We start from the raw sequence: 25,677 nt of genomic DNA, 5'->3' as shown, positions 1-25,677 counted from the left end.
TGTAAACAGGCAGGCGGGGCAGTCCCTTGGTATAAAACCAGTGTATAAACCAGCTATATTAGGGCCGATTATACTAGCATTATTTATACAGGGGCCGGATACGCGAAGGCGTGCGCTCCCGCGCACGCCATCTTCTTTCTGAAACCTCTGACCTCAGCGACGGCCAGCCTGTTCCATAACTTCTTTAGCAAAGTCGACTTCTTCTTTCTCGATACCTTCGCCAACTTCAAAGCGCGTAAAGCCAACCACTTCGCCACCCGCCGCTTTGACGTACTCAGCCACCGTCTGGTTGGGATCTTTAACAAACGGCTGCTCGGTCAGGCTGTTTTCTGCCAGGTACTTTTTCAAGCGGCCCTGAACCATTTTCTCAGCGATTTGCTCCGGCTTACCGGCCATATCCGGCTGTGCCAGAATAATCGCTTTTTCCTGATCCAACTGTTCTTGGGGCATATCGGCAGGATGCGCAACCGCAGGGTTAATGGCTGCAACGTGCATCGCAACGTCTTTTGCGACTTCCGAAGTACCGCCTTTCAGCACGGTCAGAACACCAATGCGGCCACCGTGGACGTATTCGCCTACCAGTCCACCGTCAGCAGCGTTCACGACGATGGCACGACGTACACCGATGTTCTCACCGATTTTCTGAACCAACTGCTCGCGGGCAGTTTCCAGCTCGCCTGCCATAACGGCAGCGACATCTTCACTTTTGGCAGTAAAGAAAGCCGCGGCGATTTTGTCGGCAAAGGCGATGAAGTTGTCATCACGAGCGACAAAGTCGGTCTCGGAGTTGATTTCAACCATTACGCCGTAGCTGCCATCTTCCGCTACACGCGTAACCACTACACCTTCGGCGGCAATACGATCGGCTTTCTTCGCCGCTTTTAGACCGGAGCTTTTGCGCAGGTTTTCAATCGCAACTTCGATATCACCGTCGGTTTCGGTGAGTGCTTTTTTACACTCCATCATGCCGAGACCGGTACGTTCGCGAAGTTCCTTGACCTGAGAGGCGCTGATAGCTGCCATGAGAATTCACCTCTGAAATGGTTCTATGAGAGTTAGACGCAACACAGAGTATAGGCATGATAAATGACCATCATGTATCACGCTGCCCTATGTCTCTCTGCATTGCGGAGCCGGCATTCAACAGCCGGCAAATTCGTCCCGTCTAGGTGCTTTCTCTGTAGTTAATAACTTAAAGTTAAGAACTTACAGTTAACAACCTACAGCTAGAAACCTCTAGCGGGAAAAAGGGGGCATAGCCCCCTTCATCACGATGCGGCTCACTTTCTCACCGCACCTACTGCTGCACTTACTCAGCGGCAGTATTGTCTTCAGCTGCAGCGGCCTCTTCGGTCACTTCAACGAACTCTTCAGCGTTGGCTTCTTTGGCACGACCACACGCATCCGCAATCGCTTTTACGTAGATCTGGATAGCGCGGATAGAGTCATCGTTGCCAGGAATTACATAGTCAACGCCATCGGGGTTGGAGTTAGTATCCACCACGCCGATAACCGGGATGCCCAGCTTGTTGGCTTCGTTGATCGCGATACGCTCATGGTCAACGTCGATCACGAACAGTGCGTCCGGTAGGCCGCCCATGTTCTTGATACCGCCGATAGAACGCTCAAGCTTGTCCTGCTCGCGAGTGGCCATCAAGACTTCTTTCTTGGTCAGCTTCTCGAACGTGCCGTCTTCGCGCATGGTTTCAAGATCACGCAGACGCTTGATGGACTGACGGATAGTCTTGAAGTTAGTCAACATGCCGCCCAACCAGCGATGGTTGACGAACGGCTGGCCCGCACGGTTAGCTTCTTCTTTAATTACCTTGCTAGCGCTACGCTTGGTGCCAACAAACAAAATCTTGTTGTTGGATGCCGCCATCTTCTCGACCACATCGATCGCTTCGTTCAGCGCCGGAAGGGTGTGCTCAAGGTTGATGATGTGAATCTTGTTGCGCGCGCCGAAGATAAACTTGCTCATCTTCGGGTTCCAGTACTTGGTCTGGTGACCAAAGTGAGCGCCTGCTTTAAGCAGGTCACGCATATTAACGTGAGACATGGTAAAACTCCTAAAACTCGGGTTAGGCCTCCACGCACCCCATGGATCCGACCGTTGACGGCGTAAAACGCTGCCAGCGGCACCCGGGACCATGTGCCGGTGCATGTGTGTTTTTAAGGCTTAGTAGTTAAGTGGTGCGCCCCTTAGTGGCACACTACAGATTCATCGCCCCGCCCTTCAGCGTGCTACCCAGCCAACAAAGAAGCTCGGAATCACGATTGCAGGAAAGCGCGCGGCTTTATACCATAGATCATTGCCAAGATGAAGTCGCACTCCGTTTGACGGTCTTAAATTGCGCCATTCAATTTTCCATTTTGCATTCATATCGAGCATTCATGAACGTTCCTATCAAGACGCCTTCTGAAATCGAATACATGCGCGAAGCCGGGCGCCAAGCGGCTAGCGTGATCGAAATGATCACCCCCCATATTCAAGCGGGCATCAGCACGGGTGAAATCGACCGTCTCTGTCATGAGTATATTGTTAACGAACTGGGCTCAGCCCCGGCACCGCTGAACTACCACGGCTTCCCCAAAGCGACCTGCACGTCGATCAACCATGTGGTGTGCCACGGCATCCCCGACGACGCCAAGAAGCTTAAAAATGGCGATATCATGAACCTGGATATCACCGTTAAGACCACCGACGGCTACCACGGCGACTCCAGCGTGATGTTCGTGGTCGGTGAGACGATCCAGGGCGAACGGCTGTGCCGAATCACCCAGGAGTGCTTGTATAAAAGCATTGAACTGGTCAAACCTGGCGTGCGCCTTTCTGAACTGGCTAGAGTCATTCAAAAACACGCTGAAGAGCACGGCTACTCCGTAGTGCGCGACTTCTGCGGCCACGGCATCGGCGCCGATTTTCACGAAGAGCCTCAGTTTTTGCACTACGACGGCTACGCACCGGATGCCGATATCAAACTCGCCGCAGGGATGTGCTTTACCATCGAACCGATGATTAACGTCGGCGGCTATAAAACCAAAGTGCTGCGCGACGGCTGGACCGCCGTCACCAAAGACCGCAGCCTCTCCGCCCAGTGGGAGCACACGCTGCTGGTTACCGAGAGTGGCGTCGAAGTGCTGACCGCGCGCGGCGATGAAGACTTCAGCTTTCTGACCAACTGATGCTCCTTCACCACCACCGGTTTGAACCGGACACCACGCTCTACGACCTGGATCTTTTCCGCACCGAGCTTGCCGGCTCGCGCTCCCCGGTGGCGCCCTTTAAAGCCGCACTGCGTGAGCTGCAAACCCGGCTAGACGAACAGTTTCGCGCCGGTGCAGATATTCGCGACCTTGTGCGTGGTCGCGCCTGGTACCTGGATCAGTTGCTGGCGATTGCCTGGGAACAGCACGAATGGCCCGATGATGGCATTGCCCTGGTAGCGGTGGGTGGCTATGGCCGTGGCGAGCTACACCCCCACTCGGACATCGACCTGCTGCTACTGCTAGAGCAGGACGACGACACGCCCTACCGCGAACCACTCACCGCCTTTATCACCTTTTTGTGGGATATTGGCCTCGAGATTGGCCATAGCGTGCGTTCGCTCAGCGACTGCGAGCGTGAAGCCGAAGCGGATGTCACGGTGATTACCAACCTGCTCGAATCACGCTTGATCGCCGGGCCCGAAAGCCTGCGCGAAGCCATGCGCGAACGCCTCAGCGCCGAGCACATTTGGCCCGCCGACCGTTTCTTTGAAGCCAAGTGGCAGGAGCAGATCTCCCGCCACTACCGCTACAACAACTCCGAGTACCACCTGGAGCCGAATCTCAAAAGCTCTCCCGGCGGACTGCGCGATATCCAGATGATCGGCTGGGTGGCCAAGCGCCACTTCGGTACCGAACAGTACACCGACATCGTCGCCAACGGCTTTATGAACGATGCCGAGCTGCGCATTTTAAGCCAGGGTCAGGCGTTTTTATGGCAGGTACGCTATGCCCTGCATATGCTCACCGACCGCGCCGAAGACCGCCTGCTGTTTGACCACCAGCGCACCATCGCCGAGATGTTTGGCTTCCGCGATACGCCGGAACGTCTGGCGGTTGAACAGTTTATGAAGCGCTACTACCGCCATGTCACCGCGCTGGCGGGCCTCAACGATATGCTGCTGCAACATTTCGACGAAGTGATCCTGCGCGGCAAAGAGGCGCTGGAGACCGTTAAGCTCAACGAACGTTTCGAGACCAAGGGCGGCTATATCCAGGTACGTTCGCGCAGCCTGTTTCGCGAGCGGCCAGCGGCTATGCTCGAACTCTTCCTGCTCATGGCCAAGCACCCGGAAATTGAGGGGGTGCGTGCGGATACCATCCGGCTAATTCGTGATCATCGCCACCAGATCGACGACCATTACCGGGAAGACCCGCGCCACCAGCGGCTATTTATGGCCATTATGCGCGCCCCTGGCAACGTACCGCGCCAGCTGCGCCGCATGAACCGCTACGGCATTCTGGGCAAGTACCTGCCCGAATTTGGCCGTGCTGTCGGGCTGATGCAGCACGACCTTTTTCATATCTACACCGTCGATGCCCACACCCTGCGGCTGCTGAAGTTTCTGCACGGCTTCCGCAAACCGGAAGCCAAAGGCGACTTCCCGGTGGCGGCGGCGCTCATGCAGCAACTGCCCAAGCTGGATCTGCTGTGGATCGCCGGGCTATTTCACGATATCGGCAAGGGCCGCGGCGGCGACCACTCGGAAATCGGCGCCCGGGACGTTGAGCAGTTCTGTCGGCGTCATAATGTCTCGGTGCACGATACCAACTTGGTCAGCTGGCTGGTTGAGCACCATCTATTGATGTCGATGACCGCGCAAAAACGCGATATCAGCGACCCCGACGTGATTCGCGATTTCGCCTTGATCGTGCGTAACGAAACCCGCCTGGACTATCTGTACGTGCTCACCGTCGCCGATATCAATGCCACCAACCCGACGCTGTGGAACGGCTGGCGGGCATCGCTGTTGCGCCAGTTGCATGCGGAGACCAAGCGTGCCCTGCGCCGCGGCCTGAATAATCCGCCCGACCGCGACGACTGGGTGCGGGAGACGCGCACCGAAGCACGCTCGCTGCTGCAAACCATAGGCGTTAATCGTGAGCAGATTGATCATCTTTGGGAATCGCTAGGGGAGGATTACTTCCTGCAGTACGCGCCCAGCGAAATCGTCTGGCAGACCCAGGGCATACTGAATCACAACCAGTCGCCGCTGCCGCTGGTGCTGATCAGCGCGCCCACCGCCGATATGGCCGAAGGTGGCACCAAGGTGTTTATCCATACCCGTTCGGTGGATGATCTGTTCGCCGCCACCGCCGCTGCCATGGAGCAGCTGGGGCTCTCAATTCACGATGCGCGCATCGCCACCTCCCACAACGACTGGACGCTTAACACCTTTATCGTTCTCGACAGCCACGGTCAGCCCATCCGTGACCCGGGCCATATCGAGGAAATGCGTCAGCATTTGGTCGAAGAGCTCGATGACCCGGACGACTACCCCAATATCGTCACGCGCCATACGCCACGCCAGCTCAAGCATTTCAAGGTGCCCACAGAGGTGCTGATTGAGCAGGATCCAGCCAATGAGCGCACTCTGCTGGAACTCACGGCTCCTGACCGCCCCGGCCTGCTGGCCCGGGTAGGACGCATCTTTATGGAGCAGGATATCTCCCTCTCCGCGGCAAAAATCGCCACCCTCGGCGAGCGGGTAGAGGACGTCTTTTTCATCACCACCAAGGCAGGCGAACCGCTCACCGACCCCGAGCGCCAGCAGCAGCTGCGCGAACGTTTGATTGAGGTGCTGGGGGTTTGAGCCTGCACCGGGGCTTGCCTATAATCGGCGGTTTACGCCGCCAGCCATCAACGGACACATCATGAACGCCGACCTCGACGCCCTGCATCCCTACCCGTTTGAAAAGCTGGCTGCGCTGAAAGCCGACCTAACGCCTCCAGCCAACCTGGCGCATATCCCGCTGACCATTGGCGAACCCCAGCACGCGCCCTACCCCGCGGCACTGGAAGCGCTGGTAACGCACCAGCTGGAAATGGCCCGCTACCCGGCAACCAACGGCTTGCCTGCGCTGCGCCAAGCCATCGCCAGCTGGGCAAGCCAACGCTTTCAGCTACGCGAACTCGACAGCGAGCAGCATGTCGTTCCAGTGAACGGCACCCGGGAGGCCATTTTTGCCTTTGTACAAGCGGCGCTGGATCGCACCCGCCCGGCGAAAGTCGCCGTGCCCAATCCGTTTTATCAAATTTACGAAGGCGCAACGCTGCTGGCAGGTGGCGAACCGCTCTATTTAGACTGCACCGCCGAGAATAATTTTCGCCCAGATTTTAGCGCCGTGCCCGCCACGACGTGGCGAGACGTACAGATCGTGTTTATCTGCTCGCCGGGCAATCCTACCGGTGCCGTCACACCCCTTGATGAGTTCAAACAGCTGATTGCGCTGGCCGACGAACACGATTTTATCATCGCTTCAGATGAGTGTTACTCGGAGCTCTACCTCGACGAAGCTGCCCCACCGCCGGGGCTACTGCAAGCCTGCGCCGAGCTGGGTCGCGATGATTACCGCCGCTGCGTGGTCTTTCACTCGCTCTCCAAGCGCTCCAACCTGCCCGGTCTGCGCTCAGGCTTTGTCGCGGGGGATGCGATGCTACTCACGCCGTTCAAGCGCTACCGCACCTACCACGGTTGCGCCATGTCACTACCGCTGCAGCACGCCTCTATCGCCGCCTGGCAGGATGAGCAGCACGTGCACGCCAACCGCGACGCCTACCGCGAAAAATTTAGTGCCGTGACCAAGGCGCTCGCCCCGGTTATGGATTTTCCCGCGCCGCAAGCTAGCTTTTACCTATGGCCCGCGGTACCCGGTGGCGACGATATCGCCTTTACCCAACGCCTGTTTGCCGAGCAACACGTTAGCGTACTGCCCGGCAGCCTAATGGGCCGCACGGGTGCAAACGGCGTTAATCCCGGTGCAGGCCGTTTACGCTTGGCGCTGGTGGCTGAACTGGCGCCCACCCTTGAAGCCGCCCAGCGAATTCGTCATCTCGTAGAGCGTGGTTAACTGATTCAACACTCTGTTTCAACATGCTATTTCAACATGCTAGGGAGGCCACATGCTGACGCTGTATATCATCGATAACTGCGATACCTGCCGCAAAGCGCGTAAAGCCTTGGATGAAAAAGCGCTGCTGTATAAAACCCACGATCTGCGCAAAGATGGTCTCTCCGCTGCGCTGCTGGAGCATATTTTACATCGTGTGCCGCTGGTCGAGGTCATTAACAAGCGCAGCAAAACCTGGCGCGAACTTTCCGATGACGAAAAGGATTACGACGCCAACTCCGCCCGCCAGCTAATGATGAAATACCCTACGCTGCTTAAGCGGCCGCTGCTGGAAAAAGACGATGGCACCATTTTAGTCGGCTACCGCGACGGCGATTATGACAAGCTAAGCGGCTAAGCATTAACACACCTATTTTGACCACTCACTCTCAACCTCACAGGACAACCTCTTATGCTGAGCTTTGCGCTTGGAATCGGCACTCAAAACACCCAGGGCGACTGGCTGGAAATCTACTACCCGGCGCCGCTGCTCAACCCACCCGCAAGCCTAGTGGAAGCCGCCAAACAGGCCCTGGACGCCCCCCAAGGCAACGCCGCCATCAGCTTTTTGCCTGAAGACTGCACACGCTTGGCCAAGGCCCTGGAAGCCGCTGGACACTCAGTTCAGGCCGAGCTTGCCGAAGCACTCTCTGCCAGCCAGCGCCCGCTGGTCGCCATGTTTCTGGACACCGACCAACCACCGCAAACAGCCCCCGAGGTGTATCTAAAACTGCATCTGCTGTCGCACCGACTGGTCAAGCCGCACGGCCTTGATCTCACCGGCATGTTCGGCCTGCTGCGCAATATTGCCTGGACTAACGAAGGCGCGATAGATATTGAGGAACTGCCTACCCGGCGCCTGAAAGCACGTATGGCAGGCCGCGCGCTGTCCGTCGACTGTGTGGACAAATTCCCCAAGATGACCGACTACGTGGTACCCACCGGCATCCGCATTGCTGACACCGCCCGCGTACGATTGGGTGCTTACCTGGGCGAAGGTACGACCGTGATGCACGAAGGCTTCGTCAACTTCAATGCGGGCGCCGAAGGCCCCGGCATGATCGAGGGTCGCATCTCAGCCGGTGTGATGGTCGGCAAAGGCTCGGATTTGGGCGGCGGCTGCTCCACCATGGGCACCCTCTCCGGTGGCGGCAATATCGTCATTAAAGTGGGCGAAGGCTGCCTGATCGGTGCCAACGCGGGCATCGGCATACCCTTGGGTGACCGCTGCACGGTGGAAGCCGGCCTTTACATCACTGCGGGTTCCAAAGTCGCACTGCTGGATGATCAAGGCCAAGTAGTGAAGACCGTCGCTGCCCGCGAACTGGCCGGCCAAGACGACCAGCTTTGGCGCCGCAACTCGCAGAGTGGTCGCATTGAGTGCTTGACCAACAAAAGCGCTATCGCCCTGAACGAGGCGCTGCATGCCCACAACTGAGCCGGAAGCCCTGTCGCCGACGTTGCAGCTCGCCTTTGAACTGCTCAGCCGCCCCTCGGTAACACCGGATGACGAAGGCTGCCAAGAGTTAATGATCGAGCGCTTAACGGCGCTCGGCTTTCATATTGAGCAACTGCCATTTGGCGATGTGAAGAATTTTTGGGCAATACGCGGCCATCATGGCCCGGTGGTGGCGTTCGCTGGCCACACCGACGTTGTTCCCAGTGGCCCGCATACTAACTGGCAGTATCCACCTTTTGAGCCCTGCATCGATGATGAGGGCATGCTATGTGGGCGTGGCGCCGCCGATATGAAAGGCAGTCTGGCCTCAATGCTGACCGCCGTTGAGCGCTTTGTGACCCACTTCCCGGATCACGATGGGCGTATCGCCTTTCTGATCACCTCCGATGAAGAGGGCCCGGCGGTGGATGGCACCCGCGCAGTGGTAGAACACCTGCGCGAGCGTAATGAGCGTCTTGATTACTGCATTGTCGGCGAACCCTCCTCGACCACCTACCTGGGCGATGCGATTAAAAACGGTCGCCGCGGTTCGCTGGGTGGCGTGCTGCACATCAAAGGTATTCAAGGTCACGTTGCCTACCCGCATTTAGCCCGCAACCCTATTCATCAGGCGATGCCAGCGCTGGACGCGTTAGTTAACGAGCACTGGGACGCGGGTAACGACTTTTTCCCCGCCACCAGCTTTCAGGTTTCCAACCTGCGGGCTGGCACCGGCGCCACCAACGTGATTCCTGGCGATGTGGAAGTGGTGTTTAACTTTCGCTTCTCTACCGAGGTGACCGCTGATGAGCTCAAAGCGCGCACGGAGGCCATTCTAGACCGGCATGGCCTGGAGTATCAGGTAGACTGGACGCTCAACGGTGAGCCGTTTTTAACCGCTGAAGGCGCGCTGGTGGACGCCGCCATTAAAGGCGTTGAAGCGGTAACCGGCAAGCGCCCGGCGCTCTCCACCAGCGGCGGCACTTCGGATGGCCGCTTTATTGCCACGCTCGGTGCTCAGGTGGTTGAATTAGGCCCGCTCAACGACACCATCCACAAGGTCAATGAGCGTGTTCGCGCCAGCGACCTGGACGATTTAAGCCGGATTTACGAAGCGACGCTGCAAGCGCTGCTCTGCTCCGGCGAGGTAAACCGATGATGGAGCGTTACCCCGATATAGAGATTTACCTGGCCAGCGTGTCGCTCGATGCGCTCAATGAGTGGCTTAAAAGTGCGCTGATAGCACCGCCGCTGAGTCCTGCGGGTAAAGGCCAATGGAAAACCCGCGGCCAGTACCAGGGCGACTGCGTACCCGTGCTACTGGTCGATAAAGCCGCCGATGGATTTGCCAGCCTCTGGTTTGATAGCAGCCACACTCCCTGGATGACCGACCAGGAGTGCGCCCAACAGGCCGCGGAAGCGTTGCAAACCGAAGTGCGCTGTTCATTGGGCGGCTGGCACCCCGGCGATGACCCTGACCGCTTCTGGCAAGTACTGCCCGGCGGTAAAGAGGGGGCAATAGAGTGGCCCGATTCAGGGCGTTAACCGAGCGCTTTAACGACAACGACCCCGCCAAGGCGGGGTCGTTTGCTATCCAGCTACGCATAAACATCTATCAATACGAAGCTGGCAACTGTCTATCTATACGCTTGGTTTACTCAATAATACTGACATCGTCGGCCTGCAAACCACGCTCATTTTTAATCACGTGATAACGCACGATTTGGCCTTCTGCCAGCATACGCGGGCCACGGCCCCGAATGGCCCGGAAGTGCACAAACACATCCTCGCCATTATCGCGGGTAATAAAACCGTAGCCTTTGTTGGTATTGAACCACTTCACTTCGCCCTCTTCACGGCCATCGTTAGGATCGATGATATCTTCCTCCTCATCATCGTCCAACGGAGCGGCTGCCTGGGGGTGGCGTGATGTTGGCTTGGCAGTAGCCACCGGCGCCACCACAATCGAGGGCGCAAAAGCGGCTGACGCTAATGTGCCAATCCACAGAACAATAAAACACCCTATAGCAACGGCGACATAGACACTGCCAACTCCACTGATTGCCAACTCGGCCAACCACAGCTCGGCGAGGGCACTATTGGTTAAATGAACAATCCCCGCCAACAGAAGTGGCGTGGGGGCGGCTAGTAATACACTGATTAAGAAACAGCGAAACACAACTTTTGGATTCATAGAAAAAAAAAGCTCTCTTGTTGTATGGGTAACAGACGAAGGACAATACCCGCACTATCAGGCCCATTCCCAATAGCACCGGCATACTACTACATAAGGTTGCAATGATATCATGACCCACGAATTATCGCCTGCTGACCTGGCTCAACGTCTTGAATCTTTAGAGAGCCGTTTAGCCCACCAAGAGCACTGGCTGGACACCCTGGATCAGGCGGTGGTTCAGCAGGAGCGACGCCTGGAAAAACTTGAGCAACTCAGTGGGCTAATGCGCGAACGCCTGCGCGAGCAGCACCAGGCCCTACAAGCAAGCGAACCCCAGGGCGACCAGCGCCCCGAGGATGATGTTCCGCCCCACTACTGAGCTAACGTTAGACCTGATCGATAGCCCTGACCGATAGCCCCAATGCGACTAATTAATGAGTCACCAGCGGCTAGTTTCCCAACGTTTAGCCGCCAACAACGCTCGCAGGATCACTGCTTTCCAGCCCAAAGGCATCTGCCACGGCTTGATAAGTCACTTGGCCTGCGTGCACGTTGAGCCCCGGCAGGAAGTGCGGATCATCGCGTAGCGCCTGCTGCCAGCCTTTATCCGCCAGGGCGAGCACAAAGGGCAGCGTGGCGTTGGTCAAGCCCTGGGTAGACGTCCGCGCCACCGCGCCGGGCATATTTGCCACGCAGTAGTGCACCACCCCATCGACAATATAGGTCGGCTCGGCATGAGTGGTGGGCTTGCTGGTTTCAAAACAGCCGCCCTGATCGATTGCCACATCGACCAGTACACTACCCGGCTTCATATCGGCCAGCATGGCGCGCGTGATTAACTTGGGCGCAGCGGCGCCGGGTACCAGCACCGCGCCAATAATCATATCCGACTCGCGGGTGGCCGTTTCCAGTGCGTCGGCGGTGGAATAAACCGTTTTAATGCGACCCTGATAGCGGTCGTCCAACACTTCCAGCCGTGCTAACGACTTATCCAGAATAGTCACCTCGGCACCCAACCCCAACGCCATGCGAGCAGCGTTCTCACCCACCACACCGCCACCAATCACGGTGACCTTACCCGGCGCCACGCCAGGCACACCGGGCAGCAGCACGCCTGCGCCACCCTGGGCCTTCTCCAGGCTATGGGCACCGGCTTGCACCGCCATTCGGCCGGCTACGGTACTCATCGGCGCCAGCAGCGGCAAACCACCGCGGGCATCGGTGATCGTTTCATAGGCGATACAGGTGGCACCACTCTCCATAAGCCCGCGGGTAAGCGGTTCTTCGGCGGCCAGGTGCAGATAGGTGAACAGCGTATGCTGCGGCGTTAGACGCGCCACTTCATCTGGCTGGGGTTCTTTCACCTTGAGGATCAGCTCGGCATTGCGCCACAAAGCCTCCACATCGGCTTCTATCTGCGCGCCAGCGGCCTCAAAGTCAGCATCAGCAAAGCCCGCGCCTTCGCCAGCGCTCGCCTGAACGCTCACCTGATGACCACGCCCGGTTAACTCCCGTGCGCCGGTCGGCGTTAAGGCCACGCGATATTCGTGATTTTTGATCTCTTTGGGGACGGCGATTTTCATTGGCGTATTCCTGTGCTTTTAAAGGTCAGTGTTCTTGTTAAGCAAATTACAACACAGTTGACGATCACCACCACCCCGGCAAAGCAAAACAAAAAAAACGCCGGTTAAGGCGTTTTTTAGGAGAAAAATCTAGCGACTGCCGGTTATACACGAAAAAATCCACTTTATTCTTCGTCACTCCATAATAACTGCGTTGCCGTAGATACGCCGATACTCCTCTGGTAAGCGTTTGGGCCGCCCCGTTGAGAGCGCCACGCAGGCAAAGCGCGTGCGGGCTTTCAGCAGCGTTTTGGCACCTTCGACACGCACCAATTGAAAACGACGGGTCAGACTGAAGCGCTCGTCACAATCGACAATCCAGGTAGCAAGCTGTAGCGCATCGCCGGCAAAGGCAGGTGCCAGGTAATCCAGCTCATGGCGGTGAACCACCATGGCGCGGTCAAGCTCGCGGTAGCGCTCGAGAGAGAGACCAAGCGCCTCGGAGTGCGCCCAGCTAATCTGCTCAACCCAGCGTAGGTATTCGCTGTTGTTGACGTGCTGATAGGCATCAATCGCTTCATCAGCCACGCGGATATCGATCACAAAAGGATCGGGCAGCGCCCACTCCATCGCTTAGCTCCTTAGCTCCCTGTTTCCTCTCTACTTATCCCCTCTACCCTGACTCCGTGAGCTAGTCGCGGAACACGCGCACACCGAGCGCTTTCAGGTAAGATGTTTCCGGAATAGCCGGATGCACCGGGTGATCTGGCCCTTGGTGACCTTGGAAAATCACCTGACCATGACGATCCTGGTGGCGAACTGCTCCACGTACTACGTCCATTAGACGCTCGGGCGCCAAGTGCATAGAGCAAGAGGCTGACATTAGCAGACCATCGCGACCCAGTAGCCGCATGGCTTCACGGTTCAAGCGGGCATAGGCACGCTCGCCGTTGGGAATATCCTTGCGCTTTTTGATGAATGCGGGCGGATCAAGAATAACCACGTCAAACTCTTCGCCCTCCGCCTTAAGCGCCGCCAGGACTTCAAACGCATCTCCCTCACTCACCGCTACCTTCTCCTGCACACCATTAAGCGCGGCGTTGCGGGCGACTTGATCCAGCGCCGGGCCGGATGAGTCCAGGCACATTACCTGTTTGGCGCCGTGCACCGCCGCCTGCACGCCCCAACCGCCCACGTAGCTGAATACGTCCAGCACGCGCTTACCTTCCACATGGCGATTGATCCATTCGCGATTAACACGGTGATCAAAGAACCAGCCGGTTTTCTGCCCATTAAGCACCGGCACCACAAAGCGAGCACCGTTCTCTTCGAGCACCACTTCGTCTGGCAGTGTGCCTTTGATAACCTCAACGTGGGCCTCTAGCCCCTCCTGACGACGGCCACCAGTATCGTTCCGGAAAACAATTACTTCAGGTTTGATGACTTTTTCCAGCGCGTCGACAATCTCATCCGCCAGCGCCTGCATACCCGCAGTGTTGAGTTGCACGACGAGGACATCGCCAAAACGATCAATCACCAAGCCTGGGAGCAAGTCACCTTCGCCATGAATCAAGCGGTAGAACGGCTGCGCATAAAGGCGCTGACGCAATGCCAGCGCTTGATTAAAGCGGTGCACAAACAGCGAGCGATCCAAACGCATCTCAGGATCGCGTGACATGACCCGGGCAGCAATCAACGAATGGGGGTTCACATACGCAACAGCCATCACTTTGCCATTGGAGGCTTCGACCAGGGCGGTTTCGCCCGCCGCAAAGTTTTTTAGCGGCGTCTCTTTTATATCCACTTCATTGGAGTAGATCCAGAGATGGCCCGCTTTCAAGCGGCGGTCAGCATTTTTATTCAGGCGCAGACGTTGGGTCACAGCAATCTCCAAAAAAACGTAAGCAAAGCTATACTTAACTAAAACAGTAGCACTGATAGGTAGGCATCAGCGCTGGCAGCCGGGGCAGAACACGCTAGCACGCTGGCCTAGCGTAATGCGGCGAAGCTCCGCACCACAGCGCAAACAGGGCTGGCCGTGGCGACCGTAAACATTCAAACGCTGGGCGAAATAACCGGGCTCGCCCTGACCGCTGACAAAATCTCGCAGCGTGGTGCCGCCCTGGGTAATTGCCGCCGCCAGCACCTCTTTTACGGCTAGGGCCAAGGCGTCATAGCGCGCATGGGAAACCCTTCCCGCCGCGCGGCGCGGATCGATACCGGCCATAAATAGCGCTTCCGCCGCATAGATATTCCCGGCGCCGACAACCACCTGGTTATCCATCAGAAATGGCTTTACTGCCACGCGCTTATTGCGTGAGAGCGTGTAGAGCCATTTGCCATTAAACGCATCCGACAGCGGCTCTGGGCCCAGGTGAGCGAGCCGTTTATCCTGCGCTTCGTCTGTGGCCTGCCAATCCACAAAGCCAAAACGGCGGGGGTCGTGATAGCGCAGCACATAGCCGCTGGCAGTGACAACATCCACGTGGTCATGCTTTTTAGGTAAATCCCCCACCCGGGCAATCCGCAGGCTACCTGACATACCCAAGTGCCATAGCAGCGTCGTGTTAGCGTCGCCTTCAAGCGCATCAGTAGACTGGATAGGAATCTGCAGGTATTTAGCCCGCCGCTTCAATACCCCAATGCGCGCCCCCACCAACCGCTCGGCCAGGTCATCAGGCACGGGGACGCGTAGCCGCGGCTGGCGCACCAGCACTTCGGTCACTTCCTGACCTTCAATATAGGGAGCAATCCCGCGGCGGGTGGTTTCAACTTCAGGCAGTTCGGGCATAGTTGAGCATATCTGGGAACAGTAACGGCCTACAGTGACAGCCTAGTGAAGGTAAGTTTGCAAAGCATGCCACGGGTAACAGGCATGCATGCAAAAACCCGGCTTGGGGCCGGGTTTTTGAACAGGCGCTCGCCTGCAGTGGAAGCCAATCATTATCGCGGAAGCGATTACTTGATCTTGGCTTCCTTGTAGATCACGTGCTTACGGACGACCGGGTCGAATTTCTTGAATTCGAACTTATCCGGCGTGTTCCGCTTGTTCTTATCAGTGGTGTAGAAGTGTCCTGTACCGGCACTAGACACCAACTTGATTTTATCGCGCATGGTTTAATCCTTCCAAAATGCTTGGTCCGAAACGCTTGGCCCCAAAAGCTGGCTTAGATAGCGTCGCCGCGCTTACGAATATCAACCAAAACTGCGTCGATACCGTTTTTATCAATAATACGCATTCCTTTAGTGGAAACGCGCAGCTTGACGAAGCGGTTTTCAGACTCAACCCAAAAACGATGGGTGTGCAGGTTTGGCAAGAAACGACGACGTGTCTTACGCATTGAGTGTGAAACGTTATTTCCAGTTACCGGACGCTTACCGGTAACCTGACATACTTTGGACATGAGAGCCTCCAACTGCTTGGCCAGGATATAATAACCTGAGTGTTCAAAACTGTCGGGCAAACCGGAGCAGGGAGGAGTCGACGCAATAAACCGCCAAGCTTTACCCAAATCCGTTATTCAACCCAAGTTTAAAGGTGGCACTTTATACCAGAGCACCCGACTTGCAGCAAGCAAAACCCACAAAAAAGGCCGAAAAAGCGCTTTTCTGCTCATTTTACTTAGTCAATACTGCCATTAGCAGCACCTCGTTTGATGCTGCTTATAGCCAGCCGCGCTCGGCAAAAGAAATTACTTCTCCATCCCCCACCACGAAATGATCTAACACGCGCACCTCAAAAAGTGCCAGCGCCTCTTTTAGGCGTTCCGTGATACGTCGATCAGCATCGCTTGGCTCGGCCACACCCGAAGGGTGATTATGAGCCAGGATAACGGCGCCAGCGCTAAGTTCTAATGCACGCTTGGCAACTTCGCGGGGGTAAACAGATGCGCTGTCTAGGGTACCGCGAAACAGCGATTCATAGCGAATAATTCGGTGCTGGGTATCCAAAAAAAGTACCGCGAACTCCTCATGCCCTAAATGGCGTAGCTGCGAACTCAAGTAGTGACGCACCAAGGCAGGCGATGTCAGCGCATTGCCTCGCGCCAACTGGCTGGCTAAATGGCGTCGCGATAGCTCTAGCGTCGCCTGGAGCTGGGCATATTTGGCGCTACCTAACCCACGGGCAGAACAGAAACTATCCTGATCGGCCTCTAGCAGTTGGCGCAAACCACCAAAACTGCTGAGTAAGTCACGCGCTAAATCGACCGCCGAACGCCCCTGCACGCCAACGCGCAAAAAAATCGCCAGTAACTCAGCGTCGGAGAGCGCCTGGGCACCGACATTAAGTAACTTTTCCCGGGGCCGCTCACCTTCCGGCCAGTGATTGATTCCCATCGCACCTTACCTGCGTTGCCCGTCCTTATTAATCAAAGCCAGCCTCACCACACTTAGCCTCACAACAATAAGCTCATTAAACCTAGCTTAACCTTGTTTGCGCCCAATATGCCAAATTGTTGGTGCCAGTGGTATGGTAAGCCTCCTTACGAACGTGGATTGGGATCGCTGACCATGGCCTCTGCTGTTAACACGACAAGCACATCGACACTTGCAGGCAAGCGGGTACTGCTCGGCGTCAGTGCGGGTATCGCTGCTTACAAAAGCGCGTTGCTTGTGCGCCTACTCAAGCAGGCGGGCTGCCAGGTGCGCGTGGTGATGACCGACGGAGCCCAGGCCTTTATTACCCCGCTCACGCTTCAGGCACTCTCTGGCGAGCCTGTGCGCACCTCTTTGCTCGACCCCGAAGCCGAAGCGGGCATGGGCCATATTGAATTGGCCCGCTGGGCGGATCTGGTGCTGATCGCTCCGGCCACCGCCGACCTTATCGCCCGTCTGGTGCACGGCATGGCCGACGACCTGCTCACCACACTCTGCTTAGCCTCAGAAGCGCCCAAGCTGATTGCCCCAGCAATGAACCAGGCCATGTGGCGCCACCCTGCTACCCAGCGCAACGTACAGCAGTTGGCGGACGATGATTGGCAGTTGATTGGCCCCGCCGCTGGCGACCAAGCCTGCGGCGATGTGGGGCCAGGTCGCATGAGTGAACCTGAAGAGATCTTTAGCGCGGTAACGGCGCTGTTTGCAGCTCCTTTCACCACAGCACCGCACAGTAATGCCCCTCATGTGGTGATTACCGCCGGCCCTACCCGGGAACCGCTGGATCCCGTGCGTTACATTTCCAACCACAGCTCGGGAAAAATGGGCTTTGCCCTGGCCGCCGCGGCCGTGGCTGAAGGGGCCAAAGTAACGCTGATCAGCGGGCCGGTTAACCTACCCACGCCCCAGGGTGTGACGCGGATTGACGTTGAGTCAGCCGAGCAAATGCACGCACAAGCGCAGCGACTAGCGCCTCAGTCAGCGCTGTTTATCGGCTGCGCGGCGGTCGCTGACTATCGCGCGGCAGCGCCTGCCGAGCATAAGCTCAAAAAGCAGGATGATAGCGATACGCTCACGCTTACCCTGATTAAAAATCCCGATATTATCGCCAGCGTTTCCGCGCTCCCCGAAAAACAGCGCCCGCTGGTGATCGGCTTTGCCGCCGAGACCCAGGAAATTGAGCGCTACGCGCGGGATAAATTACAGCGCAAAGGGCTGGACATGATCGTCGCCAACGACGTGTCCCAGGCTGGCCTGGGCTTTGGCAGCGACCAGAATGCTGCATTGCTGCTCTGGCGCACCCCCGAAGGCGTCGAGTGCCGTGCAGAAGCAGCGCAGCCAAAGCCACAGCTGGCCACCACCATCATCCGTCAAGCCCTCGCGCTGCTACCCACCAAAGCCCCTACGCAAACATCTGGAGAGTCCCCATGAGTGCCCGTCCCCGCCTGCAGTGCAAAGTATTAGACGAGCGCCTGCATGACTACATGCCGCACTATGCCACCGAAGGCTCGGCGGGAATGGATCTGCGCGCCCTGATGGATGAGCCGTTATTATTAGCCCCCGGCGATTGTCAGCTCGTACGCACCGGCATTGCCATCTATATTGAAGATCCAGGTTTGGCGGGTATGATCCTGCCACGCTCCGGTTTGGGGCATAAACATGGCATCGTGCTAGGCAATTTAGTCGGTTTAATCGACTCTGATTACCAGGGTGAGCTGATGGTTTCGGTCTGGAACCGTGGTCAAAGTACGTTTACGCTAGCCCCTTTCGATCGACTGGCACAGTACGTGCTTGTACCTGTCGTACAGGCCGAACTCTCTCTGGTGGATGCTTTTGAGGACTCCTCCCGGGGCAGCGGTGGGTTTGGCAGTACTGGCAGTCAGTAACCAATGATCGCGCTTATCCAGGAAGCCTTGTTAAGGCAACCTCTGTTTAGCAGGGAAGCCCTATGAACGCACAGCCTGTACCCGCTTCGATTTTTCGCGCCTACGATATTCGCGGTATCGTTGACGAAACGCTAACCGAAGAGACTGTCGAGCTGATCGGGCGTGCGGTGGGCTCTGAAGCCGCTGAGCGGGGCGAGTCCAGCGTGGTGGTCGCCCGCGACGGCCGCCTTTCCGGCGCCCGGCTACAAGCGGCGCTGATGCGAGGCCTGAGCGCCGCGGGGCGCGATGTAATCGACATCGGCATGGTGCCCACCCCGGTGCTTTACTTCGCCACTCATATACTGGAAGACACCCAATCGGGCGTGATGGTCACCGGTAGCCATAACCCGCCTGACTACAACGGCTTTAAAATCGTGCTTGGCGGCGAAACGCTCTCCGGTGATGCGATTACGGCGCTCTTCGAGCGTATTCAATCGGGCAACCTGGCCAATGGCCAAGGCCAAATCATTCAGCAAGATATCCGTGAAACGTATCTAACGCGCATTCTGGACGACGTTAAGATCAATCGACCGGTTAAAGCCGTGGTCGACTGTGGTAATGGCGTTGCCGGAGAGCTGGGCCCACAGCTGCTGGCACGATTAGGTATCGAGACCATTCCGCTGTTTGCCGAAATAGACGGCCATTTTCCCCATCACCACCCCGATCCTGGCAAGCCAGAAAATATGCAGGATCTGATCCGCACAGTTCATGAAACCGGGGCCGATATTGGCCTTGCTTTCGATGGAGATGGCGACCGCCTGGGCGTTGTTACGCCCACCGGCAAGCTGATCTATCCCGACCACCTGCTGATGGTGTTTGCCACCGATATGCTCGCGCGTAAGCCTGGTGCCAAAGTTATTTTTGATATCAAGTGCACCGGCAACCTGGTCAAAGTGATCAGCGAGGCCGGCGGCGAACCCGAAATGTGGCGTACCGGGCACTCGATGATCAAGGCCCGTATGCAGGCGACCGGTGCACAGTTGGGTGGAGAAATGAGTGGGCACATTTTTTTCAAAGAGCGCTGGTACGGTTTTGACGACGGCCTCTATGCCGCCGCTCGGCTGGTAGAAATTCTCGCCAACCAAGCCGCCGACGCCGATACGTTTTTTGCCCACTTCCCCCAAGACGTTGCGACCCCGGAAATTAATATTGCGGTTAGCGACGCTAACAAATTTTCTCTGATGGATAAGCTTGCTCGCGAGGGCGACTTCGGCGAAGGTATCAAAACTACTTTGGATGGTATCCGCGTTGACTACCAGGATGGCTGGGGACTGTGTCGCGCCTCCAACACCACGCCTGCATTGGTCATGCGCTTTGAAGGTAAAGACGAGGCCGCGCTAGCACGCATCAAGACCGTTTTTAACGACGCGCTTCGGCACGTCGCGCCAGACATCGAGCTACCCCACTGACGCGGGAACTCAGTAGCTAGCTCGCCAAACAGTTCGGCGCTGAAGGGATCGCGACCACCTAGAAAGCGCGACCCTCATCACTTAATCAACATAAACGTTAGCAGCACAATAAACGTTCGCAAGGGACAACCTCATGAGTTCAGCCAGTCGCGACCCCAAGGTCGTTGTGGAGGTGCTTTCCGAAGCCCTCCCTTATATCCAGCAGTTCTCCGGCAAAACCGTGGTGGTCAAATACGGCGGTAACGCCATGACCGAAAGCACCCTGATCGACTCCTTTGCCCGCGATATCGTGCTAATGAAGGAAGTCGGTATCAATCCGGTGGTGGTGCACGGCGGCGGGCCGCAGATCGGCGACCTGCTCAAAAAGCTCAACATCGAGTCGCGCTTCGTCAACGGCATGCGGGTCACTGACTCGCAAACCATGGATGTGGTGGAGATGGTTTTGGGCGGTTTGGTCAACAAAAGCATCGTCAACCTGATCAACCAGAGCGGTGGCAAAGCAATCGGCCTAACCGGTAAAGACGGCTCACAAATTCGTGCCCGACAGCTCAAGGTTGAGCACCAGAGCCCCGAAATGACGGCCCCTGAGATTATCGATATTGGCCACGTGGGCGAAGTGGAGTCGATCTCAACCGAGCTGATCGAGATGCTGGCGGCGCGGGACTTTATCCCGGTGATTGCGCCGATTGGCGTCGACGCCGCAGGCCACAGCTACAATATCAATGCTGACCTGGTTGCGGGCAAGATCGCTGAAGCGCTCAATGCAGAGAAGCTGATGCTGCTCACCAATGTGGCCGGCCTAATGAACACCGAAGGCGAAGTCCTCACCGGCTTAAGCACTGCTCAAGTGGATGAACTGATCGCCGATGGCACGATTTATGGCGGCATGCTGCCTAAAATCCGCTGCGCACTGGATGCGGTGAAGGGCGGCGTAAATAGTTCGCACATTATTGATGGCCGTGTCCCCCATGCGGTGTTGCTGGAAATTTTCACCAACGCTGGGGTAGGTACTCAAATCAAGGACGCGAGCTAACCGCGACGGAGGCCACATCATGAGCGAAGATCAAAAACCACGCCGCCGCGAGCAGATTCTCCAGGCCCTGGCGTTAATGCTCGAGGAAGATAGCGGCAAGCGCATCACGACAGCCGCCCTCGCCCGCCAGGTCGGCGTTTCAGAAGCGGCGCTCTACCGCCATTTCCCCAGCAAAGCACGTATGTTCGAGGGGCTGATCGACTTTATTGAAGAGAGCATTTTTGCCCGCATCACGCGCATTTTAGAAGACGTTCCCGACGCTACCACCCGCTGTGGCACCATACTCGCGCTGCTGCTGGGCTTTGCTGAAAAAAACCCTGGCCTGGCCCGGGTAATGGGCGGCGACGTGCTCACCGGCGAAACAGCCCGACTACGCCAGCGGGTAAACCAGCTGTTTGAGCGCCTGGAGATGCAGCTTAAGCAGATTCTGCGCGAAGCCGAACTGCGTGAAGGCCTGCGCCCCACGATTCCCGCCTCTGCCGCTGCCAATTTGCTGGCGGCCCAGGCAGAGGGACGAATTTCTCAGTATGTGCGTAGCGACTTTAAGCGACTGCCCACCGAACACTGGGAAGATCAGTGGTCGCTGCTGTCAGCCCAATTACTGCGCGCCACGACTCAGCCCGCTTAGACCAGCGTGATGGAGGCACAAAAAAAACCGGCCCCCATTAAAGGAGCCGGTTTTTTTGATACTGAAAAACCGCTAATCGAGCAGTAAGTATGATCTTAGGCGACCATCTCTTCGCCCATTTTCTGACGCAGTTTTTTCATGGCATTTTTTTCAAGCTGACGGATACGCTCGGCGCTGACCCCGTAGACGTCAGCCAGATCATGCAGCGTCTCTTTGCTATCGGCCAACCAGCGGCGCTGCAGAATATCCCGCGAGCGCTCATCAAGCCCTTCGAGAGCAAGCTGTAAACGTCGAGTCGAGTCTTCCTCGAAGTTGCTATCTTCCAACTGCGTGGCAGGGTCGGAAGCAGCATCGTCCAAGAAGTGCACTGGCGCTTGGTAGGTGCTCTCTTCATCATCGCCTGCCGGGGCGTCGTAACCCGCATCGTAAGACGAGAGCCGCCCCTCCATGTCGCGCACAACCTCGGGTTTGACGTCGAGGTCTTTGGCAATGGCATCAACTTCGTCGTTATTCAGCCAGGCCAAACGCTTCTTCGCCCCGCGCAGGTTAAAGAACAGCTTACGCTGCGCCTTCGTTGTCGCGATTTTAACGATGCGCCAGTTGCGCAGCACAAATTCGTGGATTTCCGCTTTAATCCAGTGCACGGCAAACGAGACCAAACGAACGCCCTGGTTCGGGTCGAAACGCTTGACGGCTTTCATCAAGCCGACGTTACCTTCTTGGATCAAATCTGCCTGAGGCAACCCATAGCCCGAATAGCTACGCGCGATATGCACCACAAAGCGCAAATGCGACAGCACCAAACGACGAGCGGCTTCCAGATCGCCTTCATCATAGAGGCGATAAGCGAGTTCGCGCTCTTCATCGGCCGTTAATACCGAAATTCCATTGACCGCGCGGATGTAGCCGCCCAGATCGCCGCCGGGCGAAAGCTGCCCCACCGGTAGAAGACTAGTGCTCATGTGCAGGTGGTCTCCCCTGTAACCCATCGTGGTTGACGTAGCACGTTATCAATAACCTATTACAAAATCGTGATACTAATTCAGTGATACGACGCCTGTAATTCTCAGACCTTAACGTAAAAATAAAGTTCGCACGTTAAGTAATTCAGCCGTATCGCATTATCTACCTAAAACTCACCCATCATCTTGGCCGAATGCTTGAGAGATGACGTGTAACCGCCAACCAAGCACCCAACCAGCCTAGTAGTGTACTGCAAGATAGCAGAATTGTAGAGCCTGTCACATCGAGTTGGGGTAAAGAGAAGCTCGCCCCGTAGCTCGCCGCCAGCGCAGCGACCGGCATTGACAGCCAGTGATTGCCCACGCCTAACAACCCCAACGCTAACAGCCCACCGCCCAACCCGTACCAGGCACCGCTATACAGAAAAGGCCGCCTGACAAACGCATGTGTGGCGCCAATCAGCATCACCACTTCAATCTCCCGGCGGCGACTCTCCACCGATAGACGAATGGTATTGCCGACCACCAGCAGCACGCCTAAGCCAAACAGCGCCCCCAGCGCCAGCGCCACACGGCGGCCCAACTCTGCCAGGTTCCTCAACCGCTCCACCCAGGCCAGATCCAGGCGCACCTCATCAACGCCAGAAAGCGCTTCAAGGCGGGCGGCCAACTGCTGCATGGCAACCGGGTCAACGCTTTCCGGGCGCACCACCATGCTGATAGGCAGCGGATTGCTCTCCAGCCCTGCCAGGGCATCATCCAGTCCCAGCGACTGCTGGAACTCCGCCATACCCTGCTCGGCGCTGATCAACCGGGTTTCGAGCACGTTGGGCTCCGCGTTAACCGCCTCTTCGATACGCATCGACTGGGCATCGTCAGCAGTCAACTCAAGATAAACCGTTAAAGTCGCACTCTCATCAAGCTCCGCATCCAACAGGCGTGCGCTGTCCAGGGTTAGCCATAGTGCCGCGGGCAGTACCAGCGCGATAGCAATCGCCAACATGGTCAGCAGATTACCCAGCGGATAGCGCACCAGGCGCTGAAAGCTATCCCACGCCATACTACGGTGGTGGCGCCCCCATGCCCGTAACCGGCTGGAAAAGCGTGTCTGCTGCGATCTGGCGCCCCGCTGAGGGGCCTTATCGACCGCTGGTTTAGCAGCGGCTTTGCGCGGCGTCTTTAATGCCGCGCCCTGTCGGCGCTTTGGCGTCGTCGACGGCTTCATATCGCCCCCTCATCCGCGACCAGGCGACCGTCGCTCAAGCGCAGGATACGATGGCGCAGCCGAGCAATCAGAGCCAAATCGTGGCTGGCGATCATCACCGTCGTGCCAATCCGGTTAAAATCCTCAAACAGCCCCATGATATCCGCCGAGAGTTGGGGATCCAGATTGCCCGTTGGCTCATCGGCCAACAGCAGCGCGGGCTTATTGACCACCGCCCGGGCAATGCCCACCCGCTGCTGCTCACCGCCCGACAACTCGATAGGCAGCGCTTTCTCACGATGCAACAGCCCCACTTTATCTAACGCGGCGCGCACGCGGCGTGCAGACTCACGAGGCTCAATGCCCTGGATTTCCAGAGGCAGGGCGACATTGTGAAAAATGCTGCGATCAAATAACAGCTGGTGATCCTGGAAGACCACGCCAATTTGGCGCCGATAGAACGGCACTTGGCTGGCATGCAGTTGGGCAATATCGTGCCCCGCCACGACAACGCGACCGCGACTAGGCTTCTCAAGGCGCATCACTAGGCGTAGCAGTGAACTCTTACCTGCGCCGGAGTGGCCGGTCAGAAACACCATCTCGCCCCGGGCAACCCGAAAGTTAAGATGCGCCAGCGCTTCAAAGCGTCCGCCGTAGCGTTTTCCTACATGCTCAAAAGCGATCATGCGCTGGCATCGTCCTCTTGGCGGTCAAACAGCGCGTGGACAAAATCATTGGCCTCGAAGGGGCGCAGATCGTCGATGCCTTCCCCTACGCCAATAAAGCGAATGGGCGTTTCCAGCTGTTTGGCCAGCGCGAAAATAATCCCGCCTTTGGCGGTACCGTCCAGCTTGGTCAGCGTGATACCGCTGACCGGTACGGCGTCGTTAAAGGTGCTGGCCTGGGAGATAGCGTTTTGACCGGTGCCCGCATCCAGCACCAGCATTACTTCATGAGGCGCCGTATCGTCGAGCTTCTGCATCACCCGATGGACTTTTTTCAGTTCCTCCATCAGGTGGCTTTTGTTATGCAGCCGCCCGGCGGTATCGGCGATCAGCACATCAATACCCCGGGCGGTGGCAGCCGCTACCGCATCGTAAATCACCGAGGCACTGTCGGCGCCGGTATGCTGGGCGATCACCGGTACCTTGTTGCGCTCGCCCCATACTTTGAGCTGTTCGACAGCCGCGGCACGGAAGGTGTCACCGGCCGCCAACATAACGCTTTTGCCTTCGCGCTGAAAACGCTGGGTGAGCTTGCCGATGGTGGTGGTTTTACCCACCCCGTTAACGCCCACGACTAAAATAACAAAGGGCCCTGTGCCTGCCTTCTCAAGAACAAGCGTCTTGGCCACCGGCGCCAGCATGGTGGACAGCTCTTCTTGCAAGCCCCGGTAGAGTGCCTCAGGGTTGTTCAACTCTTTGCGCGAGACACGCGCCTCCAGGCGGCCAATAATCTCGCTAGTGGCGTCAATCCCCACATCGGCCATCAATAGCTGCGTTTCCAAGTCTTCCAGCAGCTCGTCATCGATCTGTTTTTTACCTAGAAACAGATCGGCAATACCGTCGGTTAAATTGGCGCGGGTTTTTCCCAAGCCTGACTTGATACGCGCAAACCAACCTTTTTGGTCGCTTTTGGCCACCGGTTTGTCTTGCAACGCAGGCGCGGGTGTTGGCTCTGGCTCTGGCTCTGGCTCTGGCTCTGGCTCTGGCTCTGGCTCTGGCTCTGGCTCTGGCTCTGGCTCTGGCTCTGGCTCTGGCTCTGGCTCTGGCTCTGGCTCTGGCTCTGGCTCTGGCTCTGGCTCT

General features: G+C 57.2%; 27 protein-coding genes. 13 read left to right on the top strand and 14 right to left on the bottom strand.

Annotated features, from left to right (window positions below):
- Window positions 1–153 precede the first annotated feature (153 nt).
- Together tsf and rpsB are read right to left on the bottom strand one after the other, a co-directional pair.
- A complete protein-coding gene (tsf, locus tag QT231_RS06340) occupies window positions 154–1,023 on the bottom strand; it encodes a translation elongation factor Ts (RefSeq protein WP_308336076.1) in 870 nt (289 codons plus the stop codon).
- Between the two features lie 286 nt (window positions 1,024–1,309).
- Complete coding sequence (gene rpsB / locus QT231_RS06335; protein ID WP_088698829.1) at window positions 1,310–2,059, bottom strand: 30S ribosomal protein S2; 750 nt, start codon at window positions 2,057–2,059, stop codon at window positions 1,310–1,312.
- A gap of 335 nt (window positions 2,060–2,394) precedes the next feature.
- Here rpsB and map point away from each other — a divergent pair, with 335 nt between their 5' ends.
- The 7 genes from map (at window position 2,395) to QT231_RS06300 (ending at window position 10,141) form a co-directional block, all read left to right on the top strand.
- Entirely contained in the window at window positions 2,395–3,186 is a 792-nt protein-coding gene (gene map / locus QT231_RS06330; protein ID WP_308336075.1) for a type I methionyl aminopeptidase, read from the top strand.
- Window positions 3,186–5,861, top strand: coding sequence for a [protein-PII] uridylyltransferase (locus tag QT231_RS06325; RefSeq protein WP_308336074.1), 2,676 nt, complete (start codon window positions 3,186–3,188; stop codon window positions 5,859–5,861). The genes map and QT231_RS06325 overlap by 1 nt, the downstream gene beginning before the upstream one ends.
- Window positions 5,862–5,922: 61 nt before the next feature.
- On the top strand, window positions 5,923–7,119 hold the full coding sequence (gene dapC, locus QT231_RS06320; protein WP_308336073.1) for a succinyldiaminopimelate transaminase: 1,197 nt from the start codon (window positions 5,923–5,925) through the stop codon (window positions 7,117–7,119).
- A gap of 52 nt (window positions 7,120–7,171) precedes the next feature.
- Complete coding sequence (locus QT231_RS06315; protein ID WP_308336072.1) at window positions 7,172–7,516, top strand: Spx/MgsR family RNA polymerase-binding regulatory protein; 345 nt, start codon at window positions 7,172–7,174, stop codon at window positions 7,514–7,516.
- 54 nt (window positions 7,517–7,570) lie between these two features.
- A complete protein-coding gene (gene dapD, locus QT231_RS06310) occupies window positions 7,571–8,596 on the top strand; it encodes a 2,3,4,5-tetrahydropyridine-2,6-dicarboxylate N-succinyltransferase (RefSeq protein WP_308336071.1) in 1,026 nt (341 codons plus the stop codon).
- Entirely contained in the window at window positions 8,583–9,755 is a 1,173-nt protein-coding gene (gene dapE, locus QT231_RS06305) for a succinyl-diaminopimelate desuccinylase (protein ID WP_308336070.1), read from the top strand. Before dapD ends, dapE begins: the two co-directional genes overlap by 14 nt.
- Window positions 9,752–10,141 carry a hypothetical protein gene (locus QT231_RS06300; RefSeq protein ID WP_064235996.1) on the top strand — a complete coding sequence of 130 codons (390 nt, stop codon included), beginning with the start codon at window positions 9,752–9,754 and terminating at the stop codon, window positions 10,139–10,141. The genes dapE and QT231_RS06300 overlap by 4 nt, the downstream gene beginning before the upstream one ends.
- 109 nt (window positions 10,142–10,250) lie before the next feature.
- Here QT231_RS06300 and QT231_RS06295 read toward each other — a convergent pair whose 3' ends face one another.
- A complete protein-coding gene (locus QT231_RS06295) occupies window positions 10,251–10,790 on the bottom strand; it encodes a cold shock domain-containing protein (RefSeq protein ID WP_308336069.1) in 540 nt (179 codons plus the stop codon).
- Window positions 10,791–10,902: 112 nt separating this feature from the next.
- On the opposite strand from QT231_RS06295, the gene QT231_RS06290 reads away from it, so the two are divergent.
- Entirely contained in the window at window positions 10,903–11,151 is a 249-nt protein-coding gene (locus QT231_RS06290; RefSeq protein WP_308336068.1) for a SlyX family protein, read from the top strand.
- 85 nt (window positions 11,152–11,236) lie between these two features.
- Here QT231_RS06290 and ald read toward each other — a convergent pair whose 3' ends face one another.
- The 7 genes from ald to radC all read right to left on the bottom strand — a co-directional run bounded on the left by ald (window position 11,237) and on the right by radC (window position 16,672).
- On the bottom strand, window positions 11,237–12,355 hold the full coding sequence (ald, locus tag QT231_RS06285; protein ID WP_308336067.1) for an alanine dehydrogenase: 1,119 nt from the start codon (window positions 12,353–12,355) through the stop codon (window positions 11,237–11,239).
- A gap of 174 nt (window positions 12,356–12,529) precedes the next feature.
- On the bottom strand, window positions 12,530–12,964 hold the full coding sequence (locus tag QT231_RS06280) for a thioesterase family protein (protein ID WP_308336066.1): 435 nt from the start codon (window positions 12,962–12,964) through the stop codon (window positions 12,530–12,532).
- A 61-nt stretch (window positions 12,965–13,025) separates the two neighbouring features.
- The gene (locus tag QT231_RS06275) at window positions 13,026–14,216 is read right to left on the bottom strand and encodes a class I SAM-dependent rRNA methyltransferase (protein ID WP_308336065.1); all 1,191 of its coding nucleotides are present in this window, start codon (window positions 14,214–14,216) and stop codon (window positions 13,026–13,028) included.
- Window positions 14,217–14,282: 66 nt separating this feature from the next.
- Window positions 14,283–15,125: a bifunctional DNA-formamidopyrimidine glycosylase/DNA-(apurinic or apyrimidinic site) lyase gene (mutM, locus tag QT231_RS06270; RefSeq protein ID WP_308336064.1), complete on the bottom strand. Its 843-nt coding sequence runs from the start codon at window positions 15,123–15,125 to the stop codon at window positions 14,283–14,285.
- Window positions 15,126–15,292: 167 nt separating this feature from the next.
- Window positions 15,293–15,448 carry a 50S ribosomal protein L33 gene (gene rpmG / locus QT231_RS06265; RefSeq protein WP_007111734.1) on the bottom strand — a complete coding sequence of 52 codons (156 nt, stop codon included), beginning with the start codon at window positions 15,446–15,448 and terminating at the stop codon, window positions 15,293–15,295.
- Between the two features lie 53 nt (window positions 15,449–15,501).
- Window positions 15,502–15,738, bottom strand: a complete 237-nt coding sequence (gene rpmB, locus QT231_RS06260) for a 50S ribosomal protein L28 (RefSeq protein ID WP_008959893.1) — start codon at window positions 15,736–15,738, stop codon at window positions 15,502–15,504.
- Window positions 15,739–15,997: 259 nt separating this feature from the next.
- Complete coding sequence (gene radC, locus QT231_RS06255; protein ID WP_308336063.1) at window positions 15,998–16,672, bottom strand: DNA repair protein RadC; 675 nt, start codon at window positions 16,670–16,672, stop codon at window positions 15,998–16,000.
- 174 nt (window positions 16,673–16,846) lie between these two features.
- Here radC and coaBC point away from each other — a divergent pair, with 174 nt between their 5' ends.
- The 5 genes from coaBC to slmA all read left to right on the top strand — a co-directional run bounded on the left by coaBC (window position 16,847) and on the right by slmA (window position 21,706).
- Complete coding sequence (coaBC, locus tag QT231_RS06250) at window positions 16,847–18,142, top strand: bifunctional phosphopantothenoylcysteine decarboxylase/phosphopantothenate--cysteine ligase CoaBC (RefSeq protein WP_308336062.1); 1,296 nt, start codon at window positions 16,847–16,849, stop codon at window positions 18,140–18,142.
- Window positions 18,139–18,597, top strand: a complete 459-nt coding sequence (gene dut, locus QT231_RS06245) for a dUTP diphosphatase (RefSeq protein ID WP_308336061.1) — start codon at window positions 18,139–18,141, stop codon at window positions 18,595–18,597. Before coaBC ends, dut begins: the two co-directional genes overlap by 4 nt.
- A gap of 62 nt (window positions 18,598–18,659) precedes the next feature.
- Window positions 18,660–20,045: a phosphomannomutase/phosphoglucomutase gene (locus tag QT231_RS06240; protein WP_308336060.1), complete on the top strand. Its 1,386-nt coding sequence runs from the start codon at window positions 18,660–18,662 to the stop codon at window positions 20,043–20,045.
- Between the two features lie 133 nt (window positions 20,046–20,178).
- A complete protein-coding gene (gene argB / locus QT231_RS06235; protein WP_308336059.1) occupies window positions 20,179–21,078 on the top strand; it encodes an acetylglutamate kinase in 900 nt (299 codons plus the stop codon).
- A gap of 19 nt (window positions 21,079–21,097) precedes the next feature.
- Entirely contained in the window at window positions 21,098–21,706 is a 609-nt protein-coding gene (gene slmA, locus QT231_RS06230) for a nucleoid occlusion factor SlmA (protein WP_308336058.1), read from the top strand.
- Window positions 21,707–21,801: 95 nt separating this feature from the next.
- On the opposite strand, the gene rpoH is transcribed toward slmA, so the two are convergent.
- The 4 genes from rpoH to ftsY all read right to left on the bottom strand — a co-directional run.
- Complete coding sequence (gene rpoH / locus QT231_RS06225) at window positions 21,802–22,668, bottom strand: RNA polymerase sigma factor RpoH (RefSeq protein WP_308336057.1); 867 nt, start codon at window positions 22,666–22,668, stop codon at window positions 21,802–21,804.
- 181 nt (window positions 22,669–22,849) lie between these two features.
- A complete protein-coding gene (gene ftsX / locus QT231_RS06220) occupies window positions 22,850–23,893 on the bottom strand; it encodes a permease-like cell division protein FtsX (RefSeq protein ID WP_308336056.1) in 1,044 nt (347 codons plus the stop codon).
- On the bottom strand, window positions 23,890–24,558 hold the full coding sequence (gene ftsE, locus QT231_RS06215; protein WP_308336055.1) for a cell division ATP-binding protein FtsE: 669 nt from the start codon (window positions 24,556–24,558) through the stop codon (window positions 23,890–23,892). Before ftsE ends, ftsX begins: the two co-directional genes overlap by 4 nt.
- On the bottom strand, window positions 24,555–25,677 hold a 1,123-nt coding region (gene ftsY / locus QT231_RS06210; RefSeq protein ID WP_308336054.1), incomplete at its 5' end, for a signal recognition particle-docking protein FtsY. The genes ftsY and ftsE, both read right to left, overlap by 4 nt.

It is taken from the genome of Halomonas sp. SpR1 (assembly GCF_031010175.1).
Taxonomy (GTDB): Bacteria; Pseudomonadota; Gammaproteobacteria; order Pseudomonadales; family Halomonadaceae; genus Vreelandella.
This window is presented reverse-complemented; position numbering and strand designations above follow the sequence as displayed.

What these genes read in the sequence shown, in the direction of transcription:
- QT231_RS06300 (WP_064235996.1), top strand. Translation starts at nt 9,752, where the DNA reads ATGATGGAGCGTTACCCCGATATAGAGATTTACCTGGCCAGCGTGTCG.
- dut (WP_308336061.1), top strand. Translation starts at nt 18,139, where the DNA reads ATGAGTGCCCGTCCCCGCCTGCAGTGCAAAGTATTAGACGAGCGCCTG.
- slmA (WP_308336058.1), top strand. Translation starts at nt 21,098, where the DNA reads ATGAGCGAAGATCAAAAACCACGCCGCCGCGAGCAGATTCTCCAGGCC.
- coaBC (WP_308336062.1), top strand. Translation starts at nt 16,847, where the DNA reads ATGGCCTCTGCTGTTAACACGACAAGCACATCGACACTTGCAGGCAAG.
- QT231_RS06240 (WP_308336060.1), top strand. Translation starts at nt 18,660, where the DNA reads ATGAACGCACAGCCTGTACCCGCTTCGATTTTTCGCGCCTACGATATT.
- dapC (WP_308336073.1), top strand. Translation starts at nt 5,923, where the DNA reads ATGAACGCCGACCTCGACGCCCTGCATCCCTACCCGTTTGAAAAGCTG.
- mutM (WP_308336064.1), bottom strand. Translation starts at nt 15,125, where the DNA reads ATGCCCGAACTGCCTGAAGTTGAAACCACCCGCCGCGGGATTGCTCCC.
- rpsB (WP_088698829.1), bottom strand. Translation starts at nt 2,059, where the DNA reads ATGTCTCACGTTAATATGCGTGACCTGCTTAAAGCAGGCGCTCACTTT.
- QT231_RS06325 (WP_308336074.1), top strand. Translation starts at nt 3,186, where the DNA reads ATGCTCCTTCACCACCACCGGTTTGAACCGGACACCACGCTCTACGAC.
- QT231_RS06295 (WP_308336069.1), bottom strand. Translation starts at nt 10,790, where the DNA reads ATGAATCCAAAAGTTGTGTTTCGCTGTTTCTTAATCAGTGTATTACTA.
- rpmG (WP_007111734.1), bottom strand. Translation starts at nt 15,448, where the DNA reads ATGCGCGATAAAATCAAGTTGGTGTCTAGTGCCGGTACAGGACACTTC.
- QT231_RS06280 (WP_308336066.1), bottom strand. Translation starts at nt 12,964, where the DNA reads ATGGAGTGGGCGCTGCCCGATCCTTTTGTGATCGATATCCGCGTGGCT.
- radC (WP_308336063.1), bottom strand. Translation starts at nt 16,672, where the DNA reads ATGGGAATCAATCACTGGCCGGAAGGTGAGCGGCCCCGGGAAAAGTTA.
- ftsX (WP_308336056.1), bottom strand. Translation starts at nt 23,893, where the DNA reads ATGAAGCCGTCGACGACGCCAAAGCGCCGACAGGGCGCGGCATTAAAG.
- dapD (WP_308336071.1), top strand. Translation starts at nt 7,571, where the DNA reads ATGCTGAGCTTTGCGCTTGGAATCGGCACTCAAAACACCCAGGGCGAC.
- QT231_RS06315 (WP_308336072.1), top strand. Translation starts at nt 7,172, where the DNA reads ATGCTGACGCTGTATATCATCGATAACTGCGATACCTGCCGCAAAGCG.
- ftsE (WP_308336055.1), bottom strand. Translation starts at nt 24,558, where the DNA reads ATGATCGCTTTTGAGCATGTAGGAAAACGCTACGGCGGACGCTTTGAA.
- rpoH (WP_308336057.1), bottom strand. Translation starts at nt 22,668, where the DNA reads ATGAGCACTAGTCTTCTACCGGTGGGGCAGCTTTCGCCCGGCGGCGAT.
- argB (WP_308336059.1), top strand. Translation starts at nt 20,179, where the DNA reads ATGAGTTCAGCCAGTCGCGACCCCAAGGTCGTTGTGGAGGTGCTTTCC.
- QT231_RS06290 (WP_308336068.1), top strand. Translation starts at nt 10,903, where the DNA reads ATGACCCACGAATTATCGCCTGCTGACCTGGCTCAACGTCTTGAATCT.
- dapE (WP_308336070.1), top strand. Translation starts at nt 8,583, where the DNA reads ATGCCCACAACTGAGCCGGAAGCCCTGTCGCCGACGTTGCAGCTCGCC.
- rpmB (WP_008959893.1), bottom strand. Translation starts at nt 15,738, where the DNA reads ATGTCCAAAGTATGTCAGGTTACCGGTAAGCGTCCGGTAACTGGAAAT.
- map (WP_308336075.1), top strand. Translation starts at nt 2,395, where the DNA reads ATGAACGTTCCTATCAAGACGCCTTCTGAAATCGAATACATGCGCGAA.
- ald (WP_308336067.1), bottom strand. Translation starts at nt 12,355, where the DNA reads ATGAAAATCGCCGTCCCCAAAGAGATCAAAAATCACGAATATCGCGTG.
- tsf (WP_308336076.1), bottom strand. Translation starts at nt 1,023, where the DNA reads ATGGCAGCTATCAGCGCCTCTCAGGTCAAGGAACTTCGCGAACGTACC.